The organism is Kordiimonas sp. (assembly GCF_965216265.1).
Taxonomy (GTDB): Bacteria; Pseudomonadota; Alphaproteobacteria; order Sphingomonadales; family Kordiimonadaceae; genus Kordiimonas.
Map to the genome: position 1 here is coordinate 1,859,153 of NZ_OZ244153.1, position 16,371 is coordinate 1,875,523.

General features: G+C 56.9%; 14 protein-coding genes. 3 read left to right on the top strand and 11 right to left on the bottom strand.

What is annotated here, in order from left to right:
* Positions 1-9: 9 nt before the first annotated feature.
* The 9 genes from ACOOGA_RS08445 to ACOOGA_RS08485 all read right to left on the bottom strand — a co-directional run bounded on the left by ACOOGA_RS08445 (position 10) and on the right by ACOOGA_RS08485 (position 11,762).
* The gene (locus tag ACOOGA_RS08445) at positions 10-1,251 is read right to left on the bottom strand and encodes an MFS transporter (RefSeq protein WP_417462794.1); all 1,242 of its coding nucleotides are present in this window, start codon (positions 1,249-1,251) and stop codon (positions 10-12) included.
* On the bottom strand, positions 1,248-2,903 hold the full coding sequence (locus ACOOGA_RS08450) for a hypothetical protein (protein WP_420430487.1): 1,656 nt from the start codon (positions 2,901-2,903) through the stop codon (positions 1,248-1,250). The genes ACOOGA_RS08445 and ACOOGA_RS08450 overlap by 4 nt, the downstream gene beginning before the upstream one ends.
* A 26-nt stretch (positions 2,904-2,929) precedes the next feature.
* Complete coding sequence (locus tag ACOOGA_RS08455) at positions 2,930-4,354, bottom strand: sulfotransferase (protein ID WP_420430489.1); 1,425 nt, start codon at positions 4,352-4,354, stop codon at positions 2,930-2,932.
* Positions 4,355-4,448: 94 nt separating this feature from the next.
* On the bottom strand, positions 4,449-6,815 hold the full coding sequence (locus tag ACOOGA_RS08460; protein WP_420430491.1) for a TonB-dependent receptor: 2,367 nt from the start codon (positions 6,813-6,815) through the stop codon (positions 4,449-4,451).
* 97 nt (positions 6,816-6,912) lie between these two features.
* Complete coding sequence (locus ACOOGA_RS08465; RefSeq protein ID WP_420430493.1) at positions 6,913-7,533, bottom strand: TetR/AcrR family transcriptional regulator; 621 nt, start codon at positions 7,531-7,533, stop codon at positions 6,913-6,915.
* Between the two features lie 159 nt (positions 7,534-7,692).
* Positions 7,693-9,918 (bottom strand): molybdopterin cofactor-binding domain-containing protein, encoded by a 2,226-nt coding sequence (locus ACOOGA_RS08470; protein ID WP_420430495.1) that lies wholly within the window; start codon positions 9,916-9,918, stop codon positions 7,693-7,695.
* A gap of 171 nt (positions 9,919-10,089) precedes the next feature.
* The gene (locus ACOOGA_RS08475; protein ID WP_420430497.1) at positions 10,090-10,584 is read right to left on the bottom strand and encodes a DUF2938 domain-containing protein; all 495 of its coding nucleotides are present in this window, start codon (positions 10,582-10,584) and stop codon (positions 10,090-10,092) included.
* A 19-nt stretch (positions 10,585-10,603) separates the two neighbouring features.
* Positions 10,604-11,371 carry a molybdate ABC transporter substrate-binding protein gene (gene modA, locus ACOOGA_RS08480; protein WP_420430499.1) on the bottom strand — a complete coding sequence of 256 codons (768 nt, stop codon included), beginning with the start codon at positions 11,369-11,371 and terminating at the stop codon, positions 10,604-10,606.
* A 91-nt stretch (positions 11,372-11,462) separates the two neighbouring features.
* Complete coding sequence (locus ACOOGA_RS08485; protein WP_417462806.1) at positions 11,463-11,762, bottom strand: winged helix-turn-helix domain-containing protein; 300 nt, start codon at positions 11,760-11,762, stop codon at positions 11,463-11,465.
* A gap of 161 nt (positions 11,763-11,923) precedes the next feature.
* Between ACOOGA_RS08485 and ACOOGA_RS08490 the strand changes: the two genes are divergently transcribed.
* A complete protein-coding gene (locus ACOOGA_RS08490) occupies positions 11,924-13,201 on the top strand; it encodes a glycerate kinase type-2 family protein (protein ID WP_420430501.1) in 1,278 nt (425 codons plus the stop codon).
* An 11-nt stretch (positions 13,202-13,212) separates the two neighbouring features.
* Here ACOOGA_RS08490 and ACOOGA_RS08495 read toward each other — a convergent pair whose 3' ends face one another.
* A complete protein-coding gene (locus ACOOGA_RS08495) occupies positions 13,213-13,842 on the bottom strand; it encodes a 2OG-Fe(II) oxygenase (protein ID WP_420430503.1) in 630 nt (209 codons plus the stop codon).
* 5 nt (positions 13,843-13,847) lie between these two features.
* Positions 13,848-14,060 carry a hypothetical protein gene (locus ACOOGA_RS08500; RefSeq protein WP_417462784.1) on the bottom strand — a complete coding sequence of 71 codons (213 nt, stop codon included), beginning with the start codon at positions 14,058-14,060 and terminating at the stop codon, positions 13,848-13,850.
* A gap of 113 nt (positions 14,061-14,173) precedes the next feature.
* Between ACOOGA_RS08500 and ACOOGA_RS08505 the strand changes: the two genes are divergently transcribed.
* On the top strand, positions 14,174-15,034 hold the full coding sequence (locus ACOOGA_RS08505; protein ID WP_420430505.1) for a LysR family transcriptional regulator: 861 nt from the start codon (positions 14,174-14,176) through the stop codon (positions 15,032-15,034).
* 144 nt (positions 15,035-15,178) lie between these two features.
* Positions 15,179-16,315 (top strand): NAD(P)/FAD-dependent oxidoreductase, encoded by a 1,137-nt coding sequence (locus ACOOGA_RS08510; RefSeq protein ID WP_420430507.1) that lies wholly within the window; start codon positions 15,179-15,181, stop codon positions 16,313-16,315.
* Positions 16,316-16,371: the final 56 nt, after the last annotated feature.

Sequence of the window (16,371 nt, forward strand, 5' to 3'; positions counted from 1 at the left end):
CGTCCTTCCCTACTCGGTCACTTCCTGGGCGGTTTGGGGTGGTATGGGCTTGGTATCTGGCCCCCTACCTGCTTTCTGATCCAGAAGGCGGGCGGGCATAAAGGCGGCCACAAGGCAAAGCACGATGCCCATGATCGCCAGATTGATCAGCAGGGCATAATTGCTTTCGCCAATAACAAGCGCCGCAACAAAAGGCCCTGACGCAAGCCCCATTTTTGAGAAAAAGCCGGAGAGCGCCGCCATCTGCCCCTTGCCGTCAAACGCGGCGCACATGCCAAGGAGATAAGGGATAAGAAAGGCCCAGGTGATACCGGTGATCACATTGGCGATGAAAAAGAGCGTGGCATTTTCAGAAAAGCGGAACATAAACATGCCCACAAGTGTGACAACAAGCCCAAGCAGAAGCGGCTTCAAACGGCCGTTTTTGAGGCCGATAACATAAACGAACACGGCCCCCGCGACGGAAATCCAGTTTGCGAAACCGAGCGTGGTGCTGATGCTGTCTGTGGTGAGGCCTGCGTTTTTGCCTAGCTCAATAACATAGGCCGCCAGCCCCATATTGGCTGCCTGAAAACAAAACACCGCGAGAAGCGCAAGCACGAGCGGCTTGAAATACGGGCCTGTGCCGCCCTTCTCGGCCTCCATCACGGTTTTATCCTTCGGCGGATAGGGTGCAAGAAACGGCAGCATAAACAGGGTGACAAGGCTGAAGGCCATGAGTGCAATGAAAAGCACCGATGTGCCATAAAGCGGCACCAGTTTTGGCAATGTCATCAGCCCAACACCGCCGAGGCCGTATTGCACCACAAGCAGCATGCCAAAGGTTTTGTCCGGCGCAGGCGTGCGCGCGATAACCGAAAAGCCGATGCCTACGAGAAAACCGCCGATAGAACCATGAAGGAAGCGGATGGCAATAAGCACATTGCCGTCTGTTTGCACGGTGGACACGATATCGACCAAGATAAGCCCAACAAGCGCGGCAGCGGCGGCCTTTTTCCAGTTCAGGTACCGAACGGCAAAAACAGCCACCAGTGCGCCGAGCGATGCACCATACACGTTGGCGGAAGCGACATATCCGGCGGTTGATTTTGAAAAGCCCAGCCCTTCAACGAGGCCGCTCACAAGCGCAGGCATGATGTTGACGTAAAACAGCCCTGCCGTGGTGAGAAACGCCAGCAAAACCGGCGCTATATGCCCTGTGGGAGATGCGATCCTAGGCCCGCTGGCCGGGGTGATGTTTTCGCCTGTCATGATGATACTCCGCAAATGGGGGTGACGGCTGATAAGGCCTTGATGGGCTCGGCGAACACATGCACACCGCTGTCGCTGAAATAATAATAAACGTTACCGCCGGGCAGCAGCACAACGGTGATGCCCCCAAACCCCGAGAAGAAGGGCAGCCATGTATCCGCCTCGCAGCCAAGGCTTTCGCGTGCATTCCATGCCCAAAAGCCGTTTTTATACTTGAGGTTATCAGATCCAGCCCGCATACCACGGTCACCAGGTGTGCGCTGCATGGCGGCCTCAAACGGTGCCTGCGCCAGTTGACCTGTAAGGCGCGTGTCGCTAGACGCAAGCGCAGAAGCCACGCGGGCGATATCGTCCGCAGTAAAAATCATGCCGTAACCGGTGAAGGGAACAGCGCCCGCGCCGCGCGTGCGGCGGATATCCGCCATCAGGGGGCTCAAATTCAGCGCTTCCCAAAGCGGCACCAGATGGTCACGGTAGAAATCACCATCACCATGCGCTTTGAGGAAAGAGTTCATAGCAACACCCAGAAGATAGGTGTCAGAGGTGTGGTAAACCCATTGTTTTCCCTCATCTGTTTCGGAATCGAAATAATTGCAGGCGAAGGCTGTTTTCTCAGTGCCGTTTGTGAGCGTGAAAAACGGTAGGTACCCGGCAGACGCTTCATCGGCATGCGGGGTGCGGCTCGCATAACGTCCGGTTGTCATGTTGAGCAGATGAGAAAGCGTCACATTGCCCCAATCCGCGCAGTCAGGAATGAGGGACGCAACGGTCTGGGACGAAGTATCTCCATAGAGCGCGTCAAGTCGCATCAGACCAAGGCCACCCGCAAGTGACTTTGCCAGAGAATAGGAGGGCAGCACCATGGTTTCGCAATGCGGGTAGGGGCCGAGGCGCGTACCGCAGCCACTATGATAATGCACGCCGTCCAGCACCAGGCCATAGGTGCTCATGAAAGCCGGCGCAATCTCAACGTCTTGCGAAAATTCTTTTGCATCAAGGCCTTCTGGAAGGTCAGCCATGGTGCGTATCGGTAGCCGCGCGGCCTTGTTGCCCCTATAAGAAGCACGAGCGTCAGCCGCGCCAGCTATGTTGCGGGCCTGCCACTCAGCATCAAACACCGCCCAGAAATTGAACTGGAAATAGGCGCAGGTTTCGCTGCCCACCTGCATGAGCGCGTGGGACGCCTGCCCGTCCGGCGAGATTGCCACCAGAAGCGCACCGTTGTGGATACAGTTGGCATTCTTCTCCATCAGCGCAAAGGGCAGGGAAATGAAACGCCTGCCATCAGGCTCAGCCCATGTCCTGCCCGGCGTGTAAATGATATCAAAATAGGGATGCTTTGTTTCGGTAATACCCTGATATATAGGGATAATATAATCACCGTCTTGTATCAGGGAGATATCAACCCGCGGCATCACCCGTACCTGAGCCTGAGGGTTTTGGGCCGCGCCGTAACTGTCGAGAATAAGCTGGAAACCACCGCTGAGCGCGGCCATATCAAGACGAAGCTGACCCGCAAGCGGCTGGGCCTCGCCCGTCGCCCCACGCGGGGTAAAGTCTTCAAACGGGAGGGCGAGATCGAATTTTTTGTCGCCCGCCAGCACGGCATCACGCTTTGCGGTGTCGGCATATGCCGTGGATGTTATGGTCAAAAGAGATAGTAAAATCAACGCCTTGATCATGCTGCCACCTCATCGAGCGCGATGCCTGCAGTAGCAAGCCGCTCAATAAGCGGCTCAAGGCCAGCCGCATGGTCGCGCCAGCGTCCGATGGACGAGCTATAAACAGGGCGACGCACCTGGGCGGCAGAAGCGGTTGCGCTTGGGCTGGTGTTTTCATGGAAAGCAAGCACACCGTCTTGCCACTCAAGCCCGCAATGCGCGAGCAGCTTCCGGGCCTCAGCCTCCGTGTCCTGAACCAGATTTTCATATTGCAGATCAAGGATTTGGCCCGGCATCACCTCATGCCAGTGCGTCATCAGTTTCTCGTAGGCGATATAATAATCCGCGAGCTGGTCAAGCCGGTAGCTGTAGGGATAACCCATACGGAACAGGGTTTTATAGATGGCATAACAGGCATCAAGCGGGTGGCGCTTCAGGTGGACAATACGCGCGTCCGGCATTGCGCGGGCAATGATGCCGAGATAAAGGAAGTTCGCCGGGGTTTTGTCTATCAGAACAGGGGCATCAAGGCCGCGCTCTGACGTGCTTTTTGCATATTGTTTCGATAACGAAACAATATTAATTTCCGCTGATTTTTCAATCAGTTCCATGCGGTTTTGTACTGGCCCTGCGAGCCGCACGATGGTGCTAGCCAGATCGCTGATTTCACCAAGGCTCGCCACCTCAGTGTGGGAGCTTAAGATACGGTCCACCAGCGTTGTGCCTGTGCGCGGCAACCCGACAATAAACACCAGTTTTGTCCGGTTTTCCGGTGTGGCATTTGTGGTCGAAAGTGTGGCGGAATCCGTGTCATAAATCCCGGAATCTGTGGCGGGTATGTGGCGTGAGTGCGGCGTAAAAACCTCCGCGATCTTTGCCATGGTTTCCACGTCCTGCCGCACGTCATATCGCATCATCGATGCCCGCAGGTTCGCACCGCGCTGCAAATGCCCGAACGATTGTTCGGGTTTGCCCAGGTCTTCATATTCTTTGGCCAGCGCATAAAATAATTGCACCGCACCTTTATGGTCCGGGATGCCCGCCTTGAGGAGCTGCTCCATCGCCTCGATATGGTTATCGTCTTCGCCCCAGCGTCTGAGCGTCGCGCGGTTATAATAGGCGTCATAATCACCGGGCCTCGCCGTGATGACCTTATCGAGCCAAAGCTCGGCCTCTTTCATCTTGCCAAGGGCAACGGCGGCCGTCGCCGCATTGTATAGCAGGCCTGCATCATTTGGCGCGAGCTTGAGCGCCTTCTGGTAAAGCCCATCGGCTTCTCGAAACAAACCGAGCTGGATATAACGTTCCGCAAGACCCTGCAGCAACACGATATCGCCAGCCTGTCCAAAAGGCCCACCTTCAGCCGCACCCAACAGACTGCGCGCCCGGGCGATATGCCCTTCTGCGATCGCACGGTCTATATCTGGCAAAGGTGGAGGCATTCTCTATATCTTCTGTTGAACATCATCCGGCGGTTCGGGGCGGCAGTACCGCCCCGCTGTTTCAGTCTGTATCTTACTGTGCCAAGTTTTCAGGCTAGAAGCGATAGGTTGCGGAAAGCCCGAAGGTTCGCGGCAGGGCAATTTGCTCCTTGGAGCCGTTGCCGTAATAGCCTTCGCTTGGGCGTGTGCCCATATATTGCTTCTTGAACACAGCGCTGACACCTTCGGCGTTAAACACGTTTTTCACCCAAAGTGTGAAGTCCATGTTGCCGTATACAAGCGACAGCGAGCCGTTCCAGATACCATAAGAAGGCAGCGTGCGGTCAAACGTGTCCGATGTGCCGATCGCATTGCGGGTGGATGACTGCACATAACCGTCAATGCGGGAAACGAGCGTCATGCTCTCGCTCAGGTCATAGCGGTGATCAAGCGCGATGTTGAACATATGCTTCGGCGCACCCGGCAGCCGCGCACCGTCAGCGGCGATCAGCGTGCCTGTGGGCGAGAAGAAATCGTCACCAAGTTTCGCGTCCGCATAAGCGTAACCAAGGGTATAATGCAGGTCCGCCGTCAGGTTGCCATCAAGCTCAACCTCAATACCTTTGGTGCTGGCTTTCGAGCCGTTCTGCACCGCGAAGAAACCCCACGCAGGCGTAGAGGTATTCAGCTGCGGATCAGACCAATCCACATAAAAGGCGCTGACGGTATAGCGCGTATTGCCTTTGGTGCCCTTGATGCCAAGTTCGAAGTTATCAACCTTGTCGGCCTCATAGGTCAGCCACGCTTCATTTTCAGCGTAATAGCCGGTTGTTGGCACACCATTGGCACCGCCGCGGCGATAGCCTTGCGACCATGTACCATAAAGCAAGTTGTCGTCATCAAGGTGATAGGTCACATTCGCCTTGAAGAGCATCTTGTCTTCTTCATTCTCGAAGGTCGATGTCAGCTCAGGGAACAGGTCGGTCCAGAACGGCAGCGCCATAAAGGTGTCTGACTTGCTGGTGTTCTTGAAATACCGGCCGCCGATGGTGACATCAACCTTGTCTGAGAACGCATAGGTCAGCTCGCCATACACGGCTTTCTGCTTGAATGTTTCGTCCAGCACATAGTGGAAATCCTGGTCGCCAGCTATCCACGGCACATCAAAACCAAACAACTCATCCACATAGGCGTTGGCACCATAGAGATAGCTCTCCTGCGTCGCCTGACGGTCCTGATCCTGATAATAGAGCCCCACAACATACTGGAGCGGCCCATCGGAGTTGGACACCAGCCGCACTTCTTCAATGAAGGCTTTGTCTTCATAGGTACGGGCCGCCGTCGCCATAGGGCGCGGGAAGTTATAATACCAGGCCAGCCAACCGTTCTGCGCATAAAAGCCGGTGTTCTCGCTGATGCTTTCGCCCTGATGGTCATAGTAGGAGGTGGAAGAGGTCAGCGTGGCAAAACCGAGGTCGAAGGTCGCCTCAAGCGAGCCCATTTCAACATCGCTTTCCGCTGGCTCAAGCTGGATGGAGCCAACTTCATATTTCTCATACTCGTTGCCAAAACCGTCTTTACCCACGGTTTGCGCACGCCGCCCGCCCATATTGTCAGACTGGCGGGTGTAGGTTGCTGTCAGGTCAACCTTGTCGCTTGGTTGCCAGCGCAGGCTCGCGCGGCCAAACCACACATCATAGGTGTCTGCATCCTCAACACTCTTGTAAGACGCCGCGTCATCCAGCACACCATTTGGTGCGACCGGAATGCCGTTTGCATCCAGCTCATATACATTCACATAATCGGTCAGGCCGGGGTAATCCATCCGGGTCCCGGCAAAACGGAAGGCAAGGGTATCGCCAAGCGGTGCGTTGAGCACAATATCACCAGCCCAGCCCATGCTTTCAGAGCCCTTCACGCTGCTGAGGGAGCCCGAAACCTTGCCGGAAAATTCGTCAAACTGTGGCTTCTGGGTGATGTAACGCACCGTGCCGCCCAGCGCACCGGAGCCATAAAGTGTACCCTGTGGCCCGCGCAAAACTTCTACCCGCTCAAGATCTTTGATGAGCATGTTCGCGAACATCGGTGTGTCGTTGATATAGGTGGATACGGTCGCGGCGGCAGAGGTGGCATAATCACCGAGGGCAGAGCCGTCAACGTTAAGGCCACGAATGCGAATGCTGTTCACCGCACCTGCATTCCGTGGCCCCCGGTCCACAATTGCAACACCGGAGACTGAGCGCAGCAGCTCAGCCGCATCAAGCATCTTGGCGTCTTCAATGCGCGCGCCCGAGACGGCAGAGATATTATAGGGGATATCCTGGATACGCTCAGCCCGGCGGCTGGCGGTCACCACAATCTCTTCCAAAGTGATATCACCACCCGTCTCAGCGTCCTGCGCCAGCACTGGCATGGCCAGAAGCCCCGTCAGCGCGGTTGAAGACATGAGTGTCAGTGTGGACAGTTTCCCGATAGCCGACATGGCTACTCCTCCCATATTTATGTCGTTTGAAAAAATATGGCAGGCTATTTTTTTATAGTCAACTAAAATAATATTCGTGACTAACGTTAAATCACGTTTAGCGCACATAAGGGCCGACGATAATCTCCACATCACGCGCGATGGCGCCGTGCAGGTCTTCAACCGTCATGGCCTTCAAATACACATAGTTTAGGAAGTGGATACGCTCCATGCGGGTGAGCAGGGTGGCAAGCTCATGCGCGTCGAGGCTCGGATCGATCGATCCCATCTGCTGATAGGCTTCAAGTACCGACCGAATCGCGGCACCAAGACCGCCCGCGATGGTGGCGAGGTAACGGGGCGCAACCTCCGGGTCGCTTGATGTGGCAACAAAAGCCACCACATGGCCCCAGAGCTCGCGCGACAGCGCCGACAGGGTATCGTTGACGTTGGAACGAATCACTTTGGCAACCAGTTCAACCGGTGTGTGGTTCGCCGCCTGTTTGCTGAAGTCGCTAAGCGCTTCCTCGATGCCTTCCTCGCCGCGCGCCACAAGCGCGAGCAACAGGTCACCCTTGGTGCCATAATAGTTATAGACGGTGGGCGCAGACACAACGGCGCGGGCTGCGATCTCCTCGATCGTGGTGTCTGCAAAACCCTTTTCGACAAAAAGCTCGCTGGCGGCTTTTTCAATCAGCACGCGACGCTGCGCTTTCTGGCGCGCCCTCAAACCCGTCATACTTCTTCCCTCTCGACCCGTTTAATTTTTTTATTCAGTGATATTTTTATAGTCGAATAAATATTTTTTGCAATCCCGAAGGGCAGGCAGGAGTATGGGCGCGAGCGGATAGCACCGCCCGCATGTTGCGGGTGATTACAAAAGAGTGCTCGGTAGGACTTAGGAAACCGCTCTTTCAAGCCGGGCAGGCAGTTCCTTTATTCTCTCACCAGTGAGATCAAAGATCGCGTTCAGGATCGCAGGTGCTGTGTCTGGCACCGCCGCCTCACCAACCCGGTTGGGCGGGCGCGCGCTTTCCACCAGATGGATTTCAATATCAGGCAGGCTGTCGCCCCGAATAACGGGATAGTCGTCAAAATTGGTCTGGGTAACCTTACCGTCTTCCACAGATATAGCCGGGTTGACCACCGCGGAGAGCGACCAAACGATACTGCCCTCAATTTGCGCTTTCACGAGCTGAGGGTTAACGACTTTACCGCAATCAAAAAAACAAACGATCTTGTCGATATGGATGCGGCTTCGCCCGAGGCTCACATAGGCGATCTGGCAAACATAAGTGCCGTAAAAATAACTGAGCGATACACCTTTTCCTCGCCCACGCACCGGCGGCTCGCCCCAGCCGGTTGCGGTTTTGGCAATCTCAAGCAGGGACCAAAGGCCCTTTTGTCTTTCCCGGCGCTGCCGTAGGGCATTTTCATCGAGCCTGTTTTCCCCCGCATGAAGAACAGCCGTTTCCTTCAGCCATTGCTGCCGAAGCTCAATGGGGTCTATTTTCAGTGTTGCAGCGACCTCGTCGATAAAACCCTCACGCGCGAGCGCAACCGGATGGGCATCCACACTGCGCCATGAGCCGGGAAAGAGCACAAGGCTATCCCCCTCCGCGTGCCGGGTCGCCCGGTGCGGCGTGGCGCCCGCGTAATAATCCAGCATGATATTGCGGCCAAGCCATCCGTAGTTTGACCCGCTTCTGGTCAGGCTCTCCCAGGCAACCGGGTTGTTTGCATCATCAAGCACAAGGGTATGTTCATCACAGCGCGCCAGATGATATCGCCCATGCCTGATGCAATCCTCCCGCGACCATGTCACTTTCACCGGCTGCCGCAACTGCACTGCCAGATACCCGGCCTCAGCGATGAAATCATAGAAGTACCGGCGGCCAAACCCGCCGCCAGACCGCATGGAGTGAATGACGATTTTCTCGGTCGGCACACCGGTGACCTCAGCCACATAGGCGATGGCCAAGGTGGGGGACTGGCTGCCAGCCCACAGGGTCAGGGTGTCGCCATCATAACTCGCCACCGCATTGAGCGGCTCCATCTGGGCATTTTCCTGATAGGGGTTGAAATACCGGCTGCGGAAGACATTAGCTGGAGCCGCATTGGCAACCTCTTCACTGGTGGCGCCAAAGCTTGCTACATCCCGGATGTTATCACCACCGACCGCCAGCATCTCTTCCCTGATACGCTGGTCGTCATGGCCTCGATATCGGCTTTCAGCCCATACCGGTTTCAGCGCCTCCCGCCCCTTCATGGCATGCCAGGTTGAGCGTGCGATAACCGCGACCCCGCTTTTGGTGCCCCGGTATTTTTCCTGCCACTTGTTGTTCGCGTCGGTTTGATAGGGAAAAGCAGGCATCTGGATGGTCCCGGTAACGCCTTCAAGCTTGAGACATTCTGTATCGTCTACCGAGACGAGGTGGCCGTCCGTGGTTGGGCTGCGCTCAATAACCGCATACACCATGCCCTCAAGATCAACATCGATCGAGTATTGCTGTGCGCCGGTCACAATCGCGCGGTTTTCGCGGATGGATAGGGGCGTGCCAACGAGGCGCAGATCCGCCTCATCTTTCAATCGCGCCTCTTCCGGCACCTGTTTTTGCGCGACAGCAGTAAAGAGGGCACTGAAAGGCAAGGTCTCTTTGGTTGAGCGCCGATGCACCAGGCTCATGGCAACCCTGCAATCATCTTGCGGGCAACCCCACTGCTCGCTCGCGCTTTCAATGAAGAGCTGACGCAAACCCGCCGCCGCCTGCCGAAGGGGCGTATAAGCCGCCAGCATGCCATTGCTGCCCGCGGAGGATTCGAGGGAATGGCGAATTTCCATCTGATAGGTGAGGGGTGGCCGCTCGATAATAAACCGGTCCCAGTCCGCACCAAGTTCATCACAGATCACCATAGCCAGACCGGTAGACACGCCTTGCCCCATCTCTGGTTTAGTGTCGCGGTAAACGATGGTGCCGTCTCGGTTGAAGCGCAGGTAGATGTTCGCCTGAAAGCCCGCCTCTTCCGTCTCCTCCTCAGCGGTGAGCGGCAGCGAGAGTGTGAGCATAAGGCCACCGCCCGCCACAAGGCTCGATTTAAAGAATGCTCTTCTCGTCAACTGCATGATCATTGCCCTCCCGTTACTTAGTAACAAATACAGCGAGAAGGACAGGCGGTCTATGGAACAATAGTTGCGCGAAAAGCCTGCTGCCGGGGGGTTTTGGCGCCAGTTAGCCTATGGCGCGCCGCACTGCGGTGAAAGCCCGGATGGCCTCGCTCGTTCGGGCCTTTCCTTTTAAAACACCTGCATCACAAGACCGGTGAGGTAGAGCCCAACGCCAAAGCTTGCATGGGTGATCAGGCTGCGCTGGCGCGCCACGCTTGGGTTTGGTGTTTTGGCCGCAGCAACACCAAACCCAAGCGCGGGCTGCATGATGAAAAACGGTAAAACAACGGTGAGCACACCAAAGACAAGCGCGGGCAACAGTGTTGGCGCCTCAAGCCAGCCAAGGCTCATGATCACCAGAAAGACAGCCGCAAAAACAACACCGGTGAGATAGTGCACAAACCAGCCAAGCATAAGCTCCCCCTTCACGGGCGCGGCCGCCGCGATGCTGGTGTGGGCAAACTTGCCCCGCGCCATATGCCCAACCCAGCGCCCCACCAGCGCGTAGTTAAGCGAGGCGATGCCCAGCACACGGGCACGGAACAAGGCCCAGAGGTCCATGAAAATTGTGGCACCCACACCGAGTATGAGCGCAGAACATGCTACCGATATCGCCAAAGTCATTCGCTAAATCCCCGCTGTTTTATGGTTGTGCATCCGGCGCGTCTGCCGGGTAGCCATGCGCGGCGATAATCGACCGCGCCGCATCTGTTTTGAGGAACTCAAGGAAGCCGACAGCCACTATATTATCCGCGCCGCGCGTGAGAAGCACCGCGTCTTGCGCGATGGGTGCATGCAGTGCTTGCGGCACCAGCCACCAGTTGCCATCCGCCTCGTCCATCACCTGAGACAGCGCGACAAATCCAACCTCCGCGCTGCCGGAGAACACAAACTGGTAAGCCTGCGCCACATTGGCGCCTCGCACCAGTTTGGGCGCGACTGCTGCCTGCATATCAAGCGCCGTAAGAGCCTCGATTGCCGCTGCACCATAGGGCGCTGTGGCGGGGTTGGCGATGGCCAGGCGGCTGACGCGAGGGTCCCCGAGCACGCTTGCGCTTATCGGCACGTCCTCATCAAAGCTCAGCAGGACAAGCCGCCCCACCGCATAGGTGAGGGTGGTGCCTTCGACAGCCAATCCGTCATCCACCGCGCGCTTTGGCCGCGCCTGGTCTGCCGCGAGGAACACATCAAACGGCGCGCCTTGAGAGATTTGGGCATACAATAGCCCGGTTGAGCCGAAGCTCAGGTTGATGGTGTGCCCGCTTGATTGTTCATAAGCTGCCGCCAGCACCCGCGCCGCTTTGCTGAAGTTTGACGCCACCGCCACCCGCGCTTCATCTGCGCTCGCTATTGGCGCACCTGCGATGACCAGAGCAAATAGGAAACAAAGCCTGAGGGCTATAAAACGCATAGGAGATACCGATATATTTTCAAGAATATATCGAATGTGATGCGAGGCGACCGCCCTGTCAATCTCATTTGTGGCCGGATTTGTCGCCGGGTTAGGTTTCAGCTTTGGTCAGCGCAAGGATTTTAGTGGCGTCTTCCTCCACCGCCCTCATAGCCCGCGCCACTGCCACGCGGTAGCCTTTAAGCACATCCTCCCCAAAGGAGGTGACAACCGCACCGCCGCGCCCTGCACCGCCCTTGGAGGTTTCAACCATCTTTTCTTTGAACGAGCGGTTCATCTGCTCAACCAGATCCCACGCGCGTTTATAGCTCATGCCCATGGCGCGCCCGGCCGCCGCGATGGAGCCGGTTTTGATGATATTGTCCAGAAGGTCGGCCTTGCCGGGGCCCATGGCAATCTCATCGCCCACTATTATGCGCAGCTTGAGCTTATAGTCTGTGCCCGTTGAAATAGATGCCTCCCCGTCTTGCACCTTACGTCTTGTGTCTTGCCATAAACTAGCAGCCCTGCCATGAAAATACACGGCTGGATTAAACCGCACAGGAAACCCTTGTGAGCAGAGAGACAAACACACCGGAGCGCACGCTGTTGCTTTCTCTATTTGAAGCGGGGCTCAAGCGCGTGGCGCCTGATGTTTGCCTGCCCCCGCATGTGCCGGAACCGCAGACAGGCGGCCGCACGCTGGTGCTGGGCGCAGGCAAGGCAGCCGCCGCGATGGCTGATGCTTTTGCACGCACATACAGTGGGCCGTTTGAGGGGCTTGTTGTGACGCGCTATGGGCACGGTATTGGGCGCACTATACCCGGCATTGAGGTGCTGGAAGCCAGCCACCCGGTGCCGGACGATATGAGCCAACAGGCAGCACAGCGCATGCTCAAGCTCGCGGGCGGCCTCACCAAGGGCGACCGGCTGGTTTTTCTCGCGTCCGGCGGGGGCTCGTCGCTCATGTCCCTGCCCGCACCCGGTTTGCCGTTTATGGCCAAACAAGGCCTGATGAAACACCTGCTGCATTCAGGCGCCACCATTTCCCAAATCAATTGTGTGCGCAAACATCTGTCTGCGATCAAGGGCGGCAGGCTCGCGCTTGCAGCAGGGCAGGCCGAGGTGCTGACCTATGTGATCTCGGACGTGCCGCATGACACCGCCCATGATGTAGCCTCCGGCCCCACGGTGGCGGACCCCACCACGCTTGAGCATGCCGCGGATATCCTCACGCGCTACCGCGCGCCAGACCGGGCGCTCATGGAGGCACTTCTGAATAACGCACCGAATGAAACCGTTAAAACAGCGCCGCCCACATGGCACACAAGGCTGATTGCCACCGGGCATGACTGCCTCAAAGCCGCCGAGCAGGCCGCAGTTGCTTCAGGGTATGATGTGGTCAACCTGGGCGCTGACCTTGAAGGTGACGCGGCCAGCCTGGGCGCAGAGCATGCGACCCTCGCGCTCAAACTTCAGGCGGAAGGCAAGCGCGTGATCCTGCTGTCAGGCGGGGAGACATCAGTGAAGGTGACTAACGCAGCGGGGCGTGGCGGGTGCAACATGACCTATGCCTTGTCGCTGGCCTTAAGGCTGGGCGGCGCATCCGGTATATCGGCGCTGGCATGCGATACGGACGGCATTGACGGCAGCGAAGACGCGGCCGGTGCTTATATGGACAACATCACGCTCAGCCGTGCCGCCAAAAAGGGGCATGATGCCAAAAAGGCGCTGGATGAGAACAACAGTTATATGTTTTTTGAAGCCACTGGCGGCCTTATCAGCACCGGGCCAACCCGCACCAATGTGAACGATTTTCGCGCGATACTGATTGGGCCGCGTGCGGCTTAACCAAACGCTGCTTAACGAAATGCTGGGCCATGCGCCCACGCCGCCAGAGACACCCGCTCACCCGCTATAAGCGGCGTTACCTGATGCAAGACAAAACTTGGGAAAACAATCAGCGAGCCTTCATCCTTAGGTGCGACGACGGGGTTGCCGCCCGCGTTCAGCATCAGCTCACCGCCCTCATAGGCTAATGGGTCGCTAAGCTGCAATACAAAGCTGAGCTTGCGGCGTTTTGTGGAACCCGCGCGGCCGATATCCACATGCCAGTCGTAAAAATCACCCGCCTTGCCCGCACCCCCTTCATAGCGCAGTAGCTGGAAACCTTCATCAAACCCGTCAATATCAAAGGGGAAAGCGTCTGCGCATATCTGCGACAGTGCACGGGCAAGCTTTATAGAAAGCCACGGCGCGTCACCATCATCCAGCCATGTCGCACCGACCGAGCGCACACTGTCTGCCTTTACACCACCGGCCAGACGGCCTTGGTGGATGGCTCGCTCGCATGCAAGTCTGCGAAGGCCCGCACACTCATGAGTGCTCAGGAAACCTTCACGGATATAAGGTTTAGAGAGTGGGTGTGATTGCTTTGCCGGTGACGGTAAATGGCCAGAGGGCAGAAAAGCTGCATCACCCCTGGGGGACATGGGTCTTATCCAAAGTCGAGCTCGTAGCTCTCACGAAGCTGAAGCACTTCTGCCACAGAGACCTGATATTTGCTGGCGATATCCTGAACAGATTGCTCGCAGCTCATCTCGGCGTTGAGCATGACTTCGCTGATCGGCCAGGACAGATTGAAATGCTGGCACGGGTTTTCACCATAGCCATAAACGGGACGATCAACATAAAGCTCGGGACGGCGCACGCTCTAATCCTCAAAAGTTACACTGGTCCTTTTGTTCTGCGCTCATGGATACTATTTGAAAAGCGGATATATTTGATAGATAATATCGGAATATTCGATAAAAGAAGAATTTCATGGATATAGCACAGGCTCGCACCTTCCTTGCGGTTGTTGAAACCGGGTCCTTTTTGCATGCCGCAGAAAAGGTGAATGTGGCGCAATCCACTGTCAGCACCCGCATAAAAGCGCTGGAAGACCAGCTGGGGCAGGAGCTGTTTGTGCGCAACAAATCAGGCGCCACTCCCACCAAGGTTGGGCAGGAATTTGCCCGCCATGCCATCGCCATTGTGCGCATGTGGGACCAGGCCAAACTGACACTTGCGGTGCCGGAGGGGCAAAAACGCATGCTTGTGGTTGGGGGCCAGCCCAGCCTGTGGGACGGTTTTCTCCTCCGCTGGCTGCCGTGGATGCATACCCACGCGCCGGAGATTGCCATCCGCGCGCAAATGACCGCCGCCTCAAATGCGCTGATGCGCCAGCTGGTAGATGGCCTCCTGGATTTTGCCGTGCTGTACCGCCCCGTGGCGCGGCCCGGTATCGTAATCAAACAGATATTCGAGGAACATCTGGTACTGGTAACCAGCGAGCACGCGCCAAACGGCCCCTTGGGCGAGAACTATGTTTATGTGGACTGGGGCCCGGAGTTTGAGGCTGACCATGCGCTTAATTTCCCCGATGCGCCAGCGCCGAACATGAGCCTGAATGTAGGCACGCTGGGCATCTCCTTCCTGCTGGAGAATAAAGCCACCGGTTATTTCCCGCTGCGTATTGCGGCACCCTTCCTTGCAAGTGGTGCGCTGGAGCAGGTGACAAGCGCCCCGACCTTCACCTACCCGGTGTATATCGCTTATGCAGAAGACCATGACGAAACGCTGACGAAGATGATCATGCGAGGTCTGCGTGAAGTGGTGGCCAGAGAAATACCGCAACCCTGAGCGGTCTGACCGCGTAAAAATTCGCTGTATTCTGCGCTATTTCGGGGTTATTCCATGCGCTAGAAATTTTTTATTCCTATTTTCAGAATTATTCGATAATTTATTCCAAATGAAATTGGGCAACCTGCCCGGAGTTTGGATTAAATGGCCGATACATCATACGATATCATCATCATTGGCGCAGGCATGGCTGGCGCTTCGCTGGGCGCTGAGCTGGCAGCCCATCGGAACATACTACTGATTGAGCGCGAGGAGCAGCCGGGCTACCACTCAACCGGGCGCTCGGCCGCGCTATTCTCGGAAATATACGGCAGCAAGGCGGTACGCGCGCTTTCCCGTGCCAGCAAAGCGTTTTTTGAAAACCCGCCTGAGGGTTTTGCAGAAGCGCCACTCCTGAACCCACGCGGCACCATGTTTGTGGCCACGCCCTTGCAGGCCGAAGCGCTTGACGGCTTGAAAGCACAGCCTGATGTTGCCGCCCATACCCGTTGGATCAGCGCAAAAGAGGCTGTGTCTTACTGCCCTGTGCTCAAGGAAGATGCGCTCATTGGTGCACTTTATGAAGACGGCTCGGCGGATATCGACGTGCATGGCCTGCATCAGGGCTACCTCAAGGATATCCGCCGCAAGGGCGGGGATATCCAGACAGGCACAACCGTTAGCGAAATCAAAAAACAAAGCGGCAACTGGCGTGTTACCACGGGCGCGGGCTGCTACAGCGCCCCGGTGGTGGTGAACGCCGCTGGCGCCTGGGCGGATGAGATTGGCACGCTTGCAGGTGCACGCTCCATCGGGCTTAAACCCAAGCGCCGCACAGCCATTCTGGTTGCACCACCGCCAGAACATAACCCGGCCAACTGGCCGATGGTGATGGATATCGGGGAAGAGTTTTATTTCAAGCCCGATGCCGGACACCTGCTGGTATCCCCTTGTGATGAAACGGAAACCTCGGCCTGTGACGCGCAGGCGGAAGAGCTGGACGTTGCCATCGCCGCCGACCGGCTGATGACCGCCACCAGCATCAATGTGCGCCGCATTGAGCACCGCTGGGCGGGCCTCAGGTCCTTCGTGGCAGACCGCACACCGGTTGCAGGGTTCGATAAGGACGCGGAAGGCTTTTTCTGGCTGGCGGGTCAGGGGGGCTACGGTATCCAGACAGCACCAGCGCTTGCGCGTTTCGCCGCCGGGCTTATCCTGACGGGCGAGCCTGACCCGGCGCTCAAGGTCTTCGGGGTGATTGAGAATGCGCTGAAACCTGATCGTTTGTGGGCAAATGTGTGACGGTTTCTGCGGCGCGGGTGTGGCGGTGTTGCCATAGCATTTAGTGGGGGGACATG

Coding starts and splice junctions, on each gene's coding strand:
- ACOOGA_RS08455 (WP_420430489.1), bottom strand. CDS start 4,354: ATGCCTCCACCTTTGCCAGATATAGACCGTGCGATCGCAGAAGGGCAT.
- modA (WP_420430499.1), bottom strand. CDS start 11,371: ATGCGTTTTATAGCCCTCAGGCTTTGTTTCCTATTTGCTCTGGTCATC.
- ACOOGA_RS08510 (WP_420430507.1), top strand. CDS start 15,179: ATGGCCGATACATCATACGATATCATCATCATTGGCGCAGGCATGGCT.
- ACOOGA_RS08445 (WP_417462794.1), bottom strand. CDS start 1,251: ATGACAGGCGAAAACATCACCCCGGCCAGCGGGCCTAGGATCGCATCT.
- ACOOGA_RS08495 (WP_420430503.1), bottom strand. CDS start 13,842: ATGTCCCCCAGGGGTGATGCAGCTTTTCTGCCCTCTGGCCATTTACCG.
- ACOOGA_RS08505 (WP_420430505.1), top strand. CDS start 14,174: ATGGATATAGCACAGGCTCGCACCTTCCTTGCGGTTGTTGAAACCGGG.
- ACOOGA_RS08470 (WP_420430495.1), bottom strand. CDS start 9,918: ATGCAGTTGACGAGAAGAGCATTCTTTAAATCGAGCCTTGTGGCGGGC.
- ACOOGA_RS08485 (WP_417462806.1), bottom strand. CDS start 11,762: ATGGGCCCCGGCAAGGCCGACCTTCTGGACAATATCATCAAAACCGGC.
- ACOOGA_RS08475 (WP_420430497.1), bottom strand. CDS start 10,584: ATGACTTTGGCGATATCGGTAGCATGTTCTGCGCTCATACTCGGTGTG.
- ACOOGA_RS08460 (WP_420430491.1), bottom strand. CDS start 6,815: ATGTCGGCTATCGGGAAACTGTCCACACTGACACTCATGTCTTCAACC.
- ACOOGA_RS08465 (WP_420430493.1), bottom strand. CDS start 7,533: ATGACGGGTTTGAGGGCGCGCCAGAAAGCGCAGCGTCGCGTGCTGATT.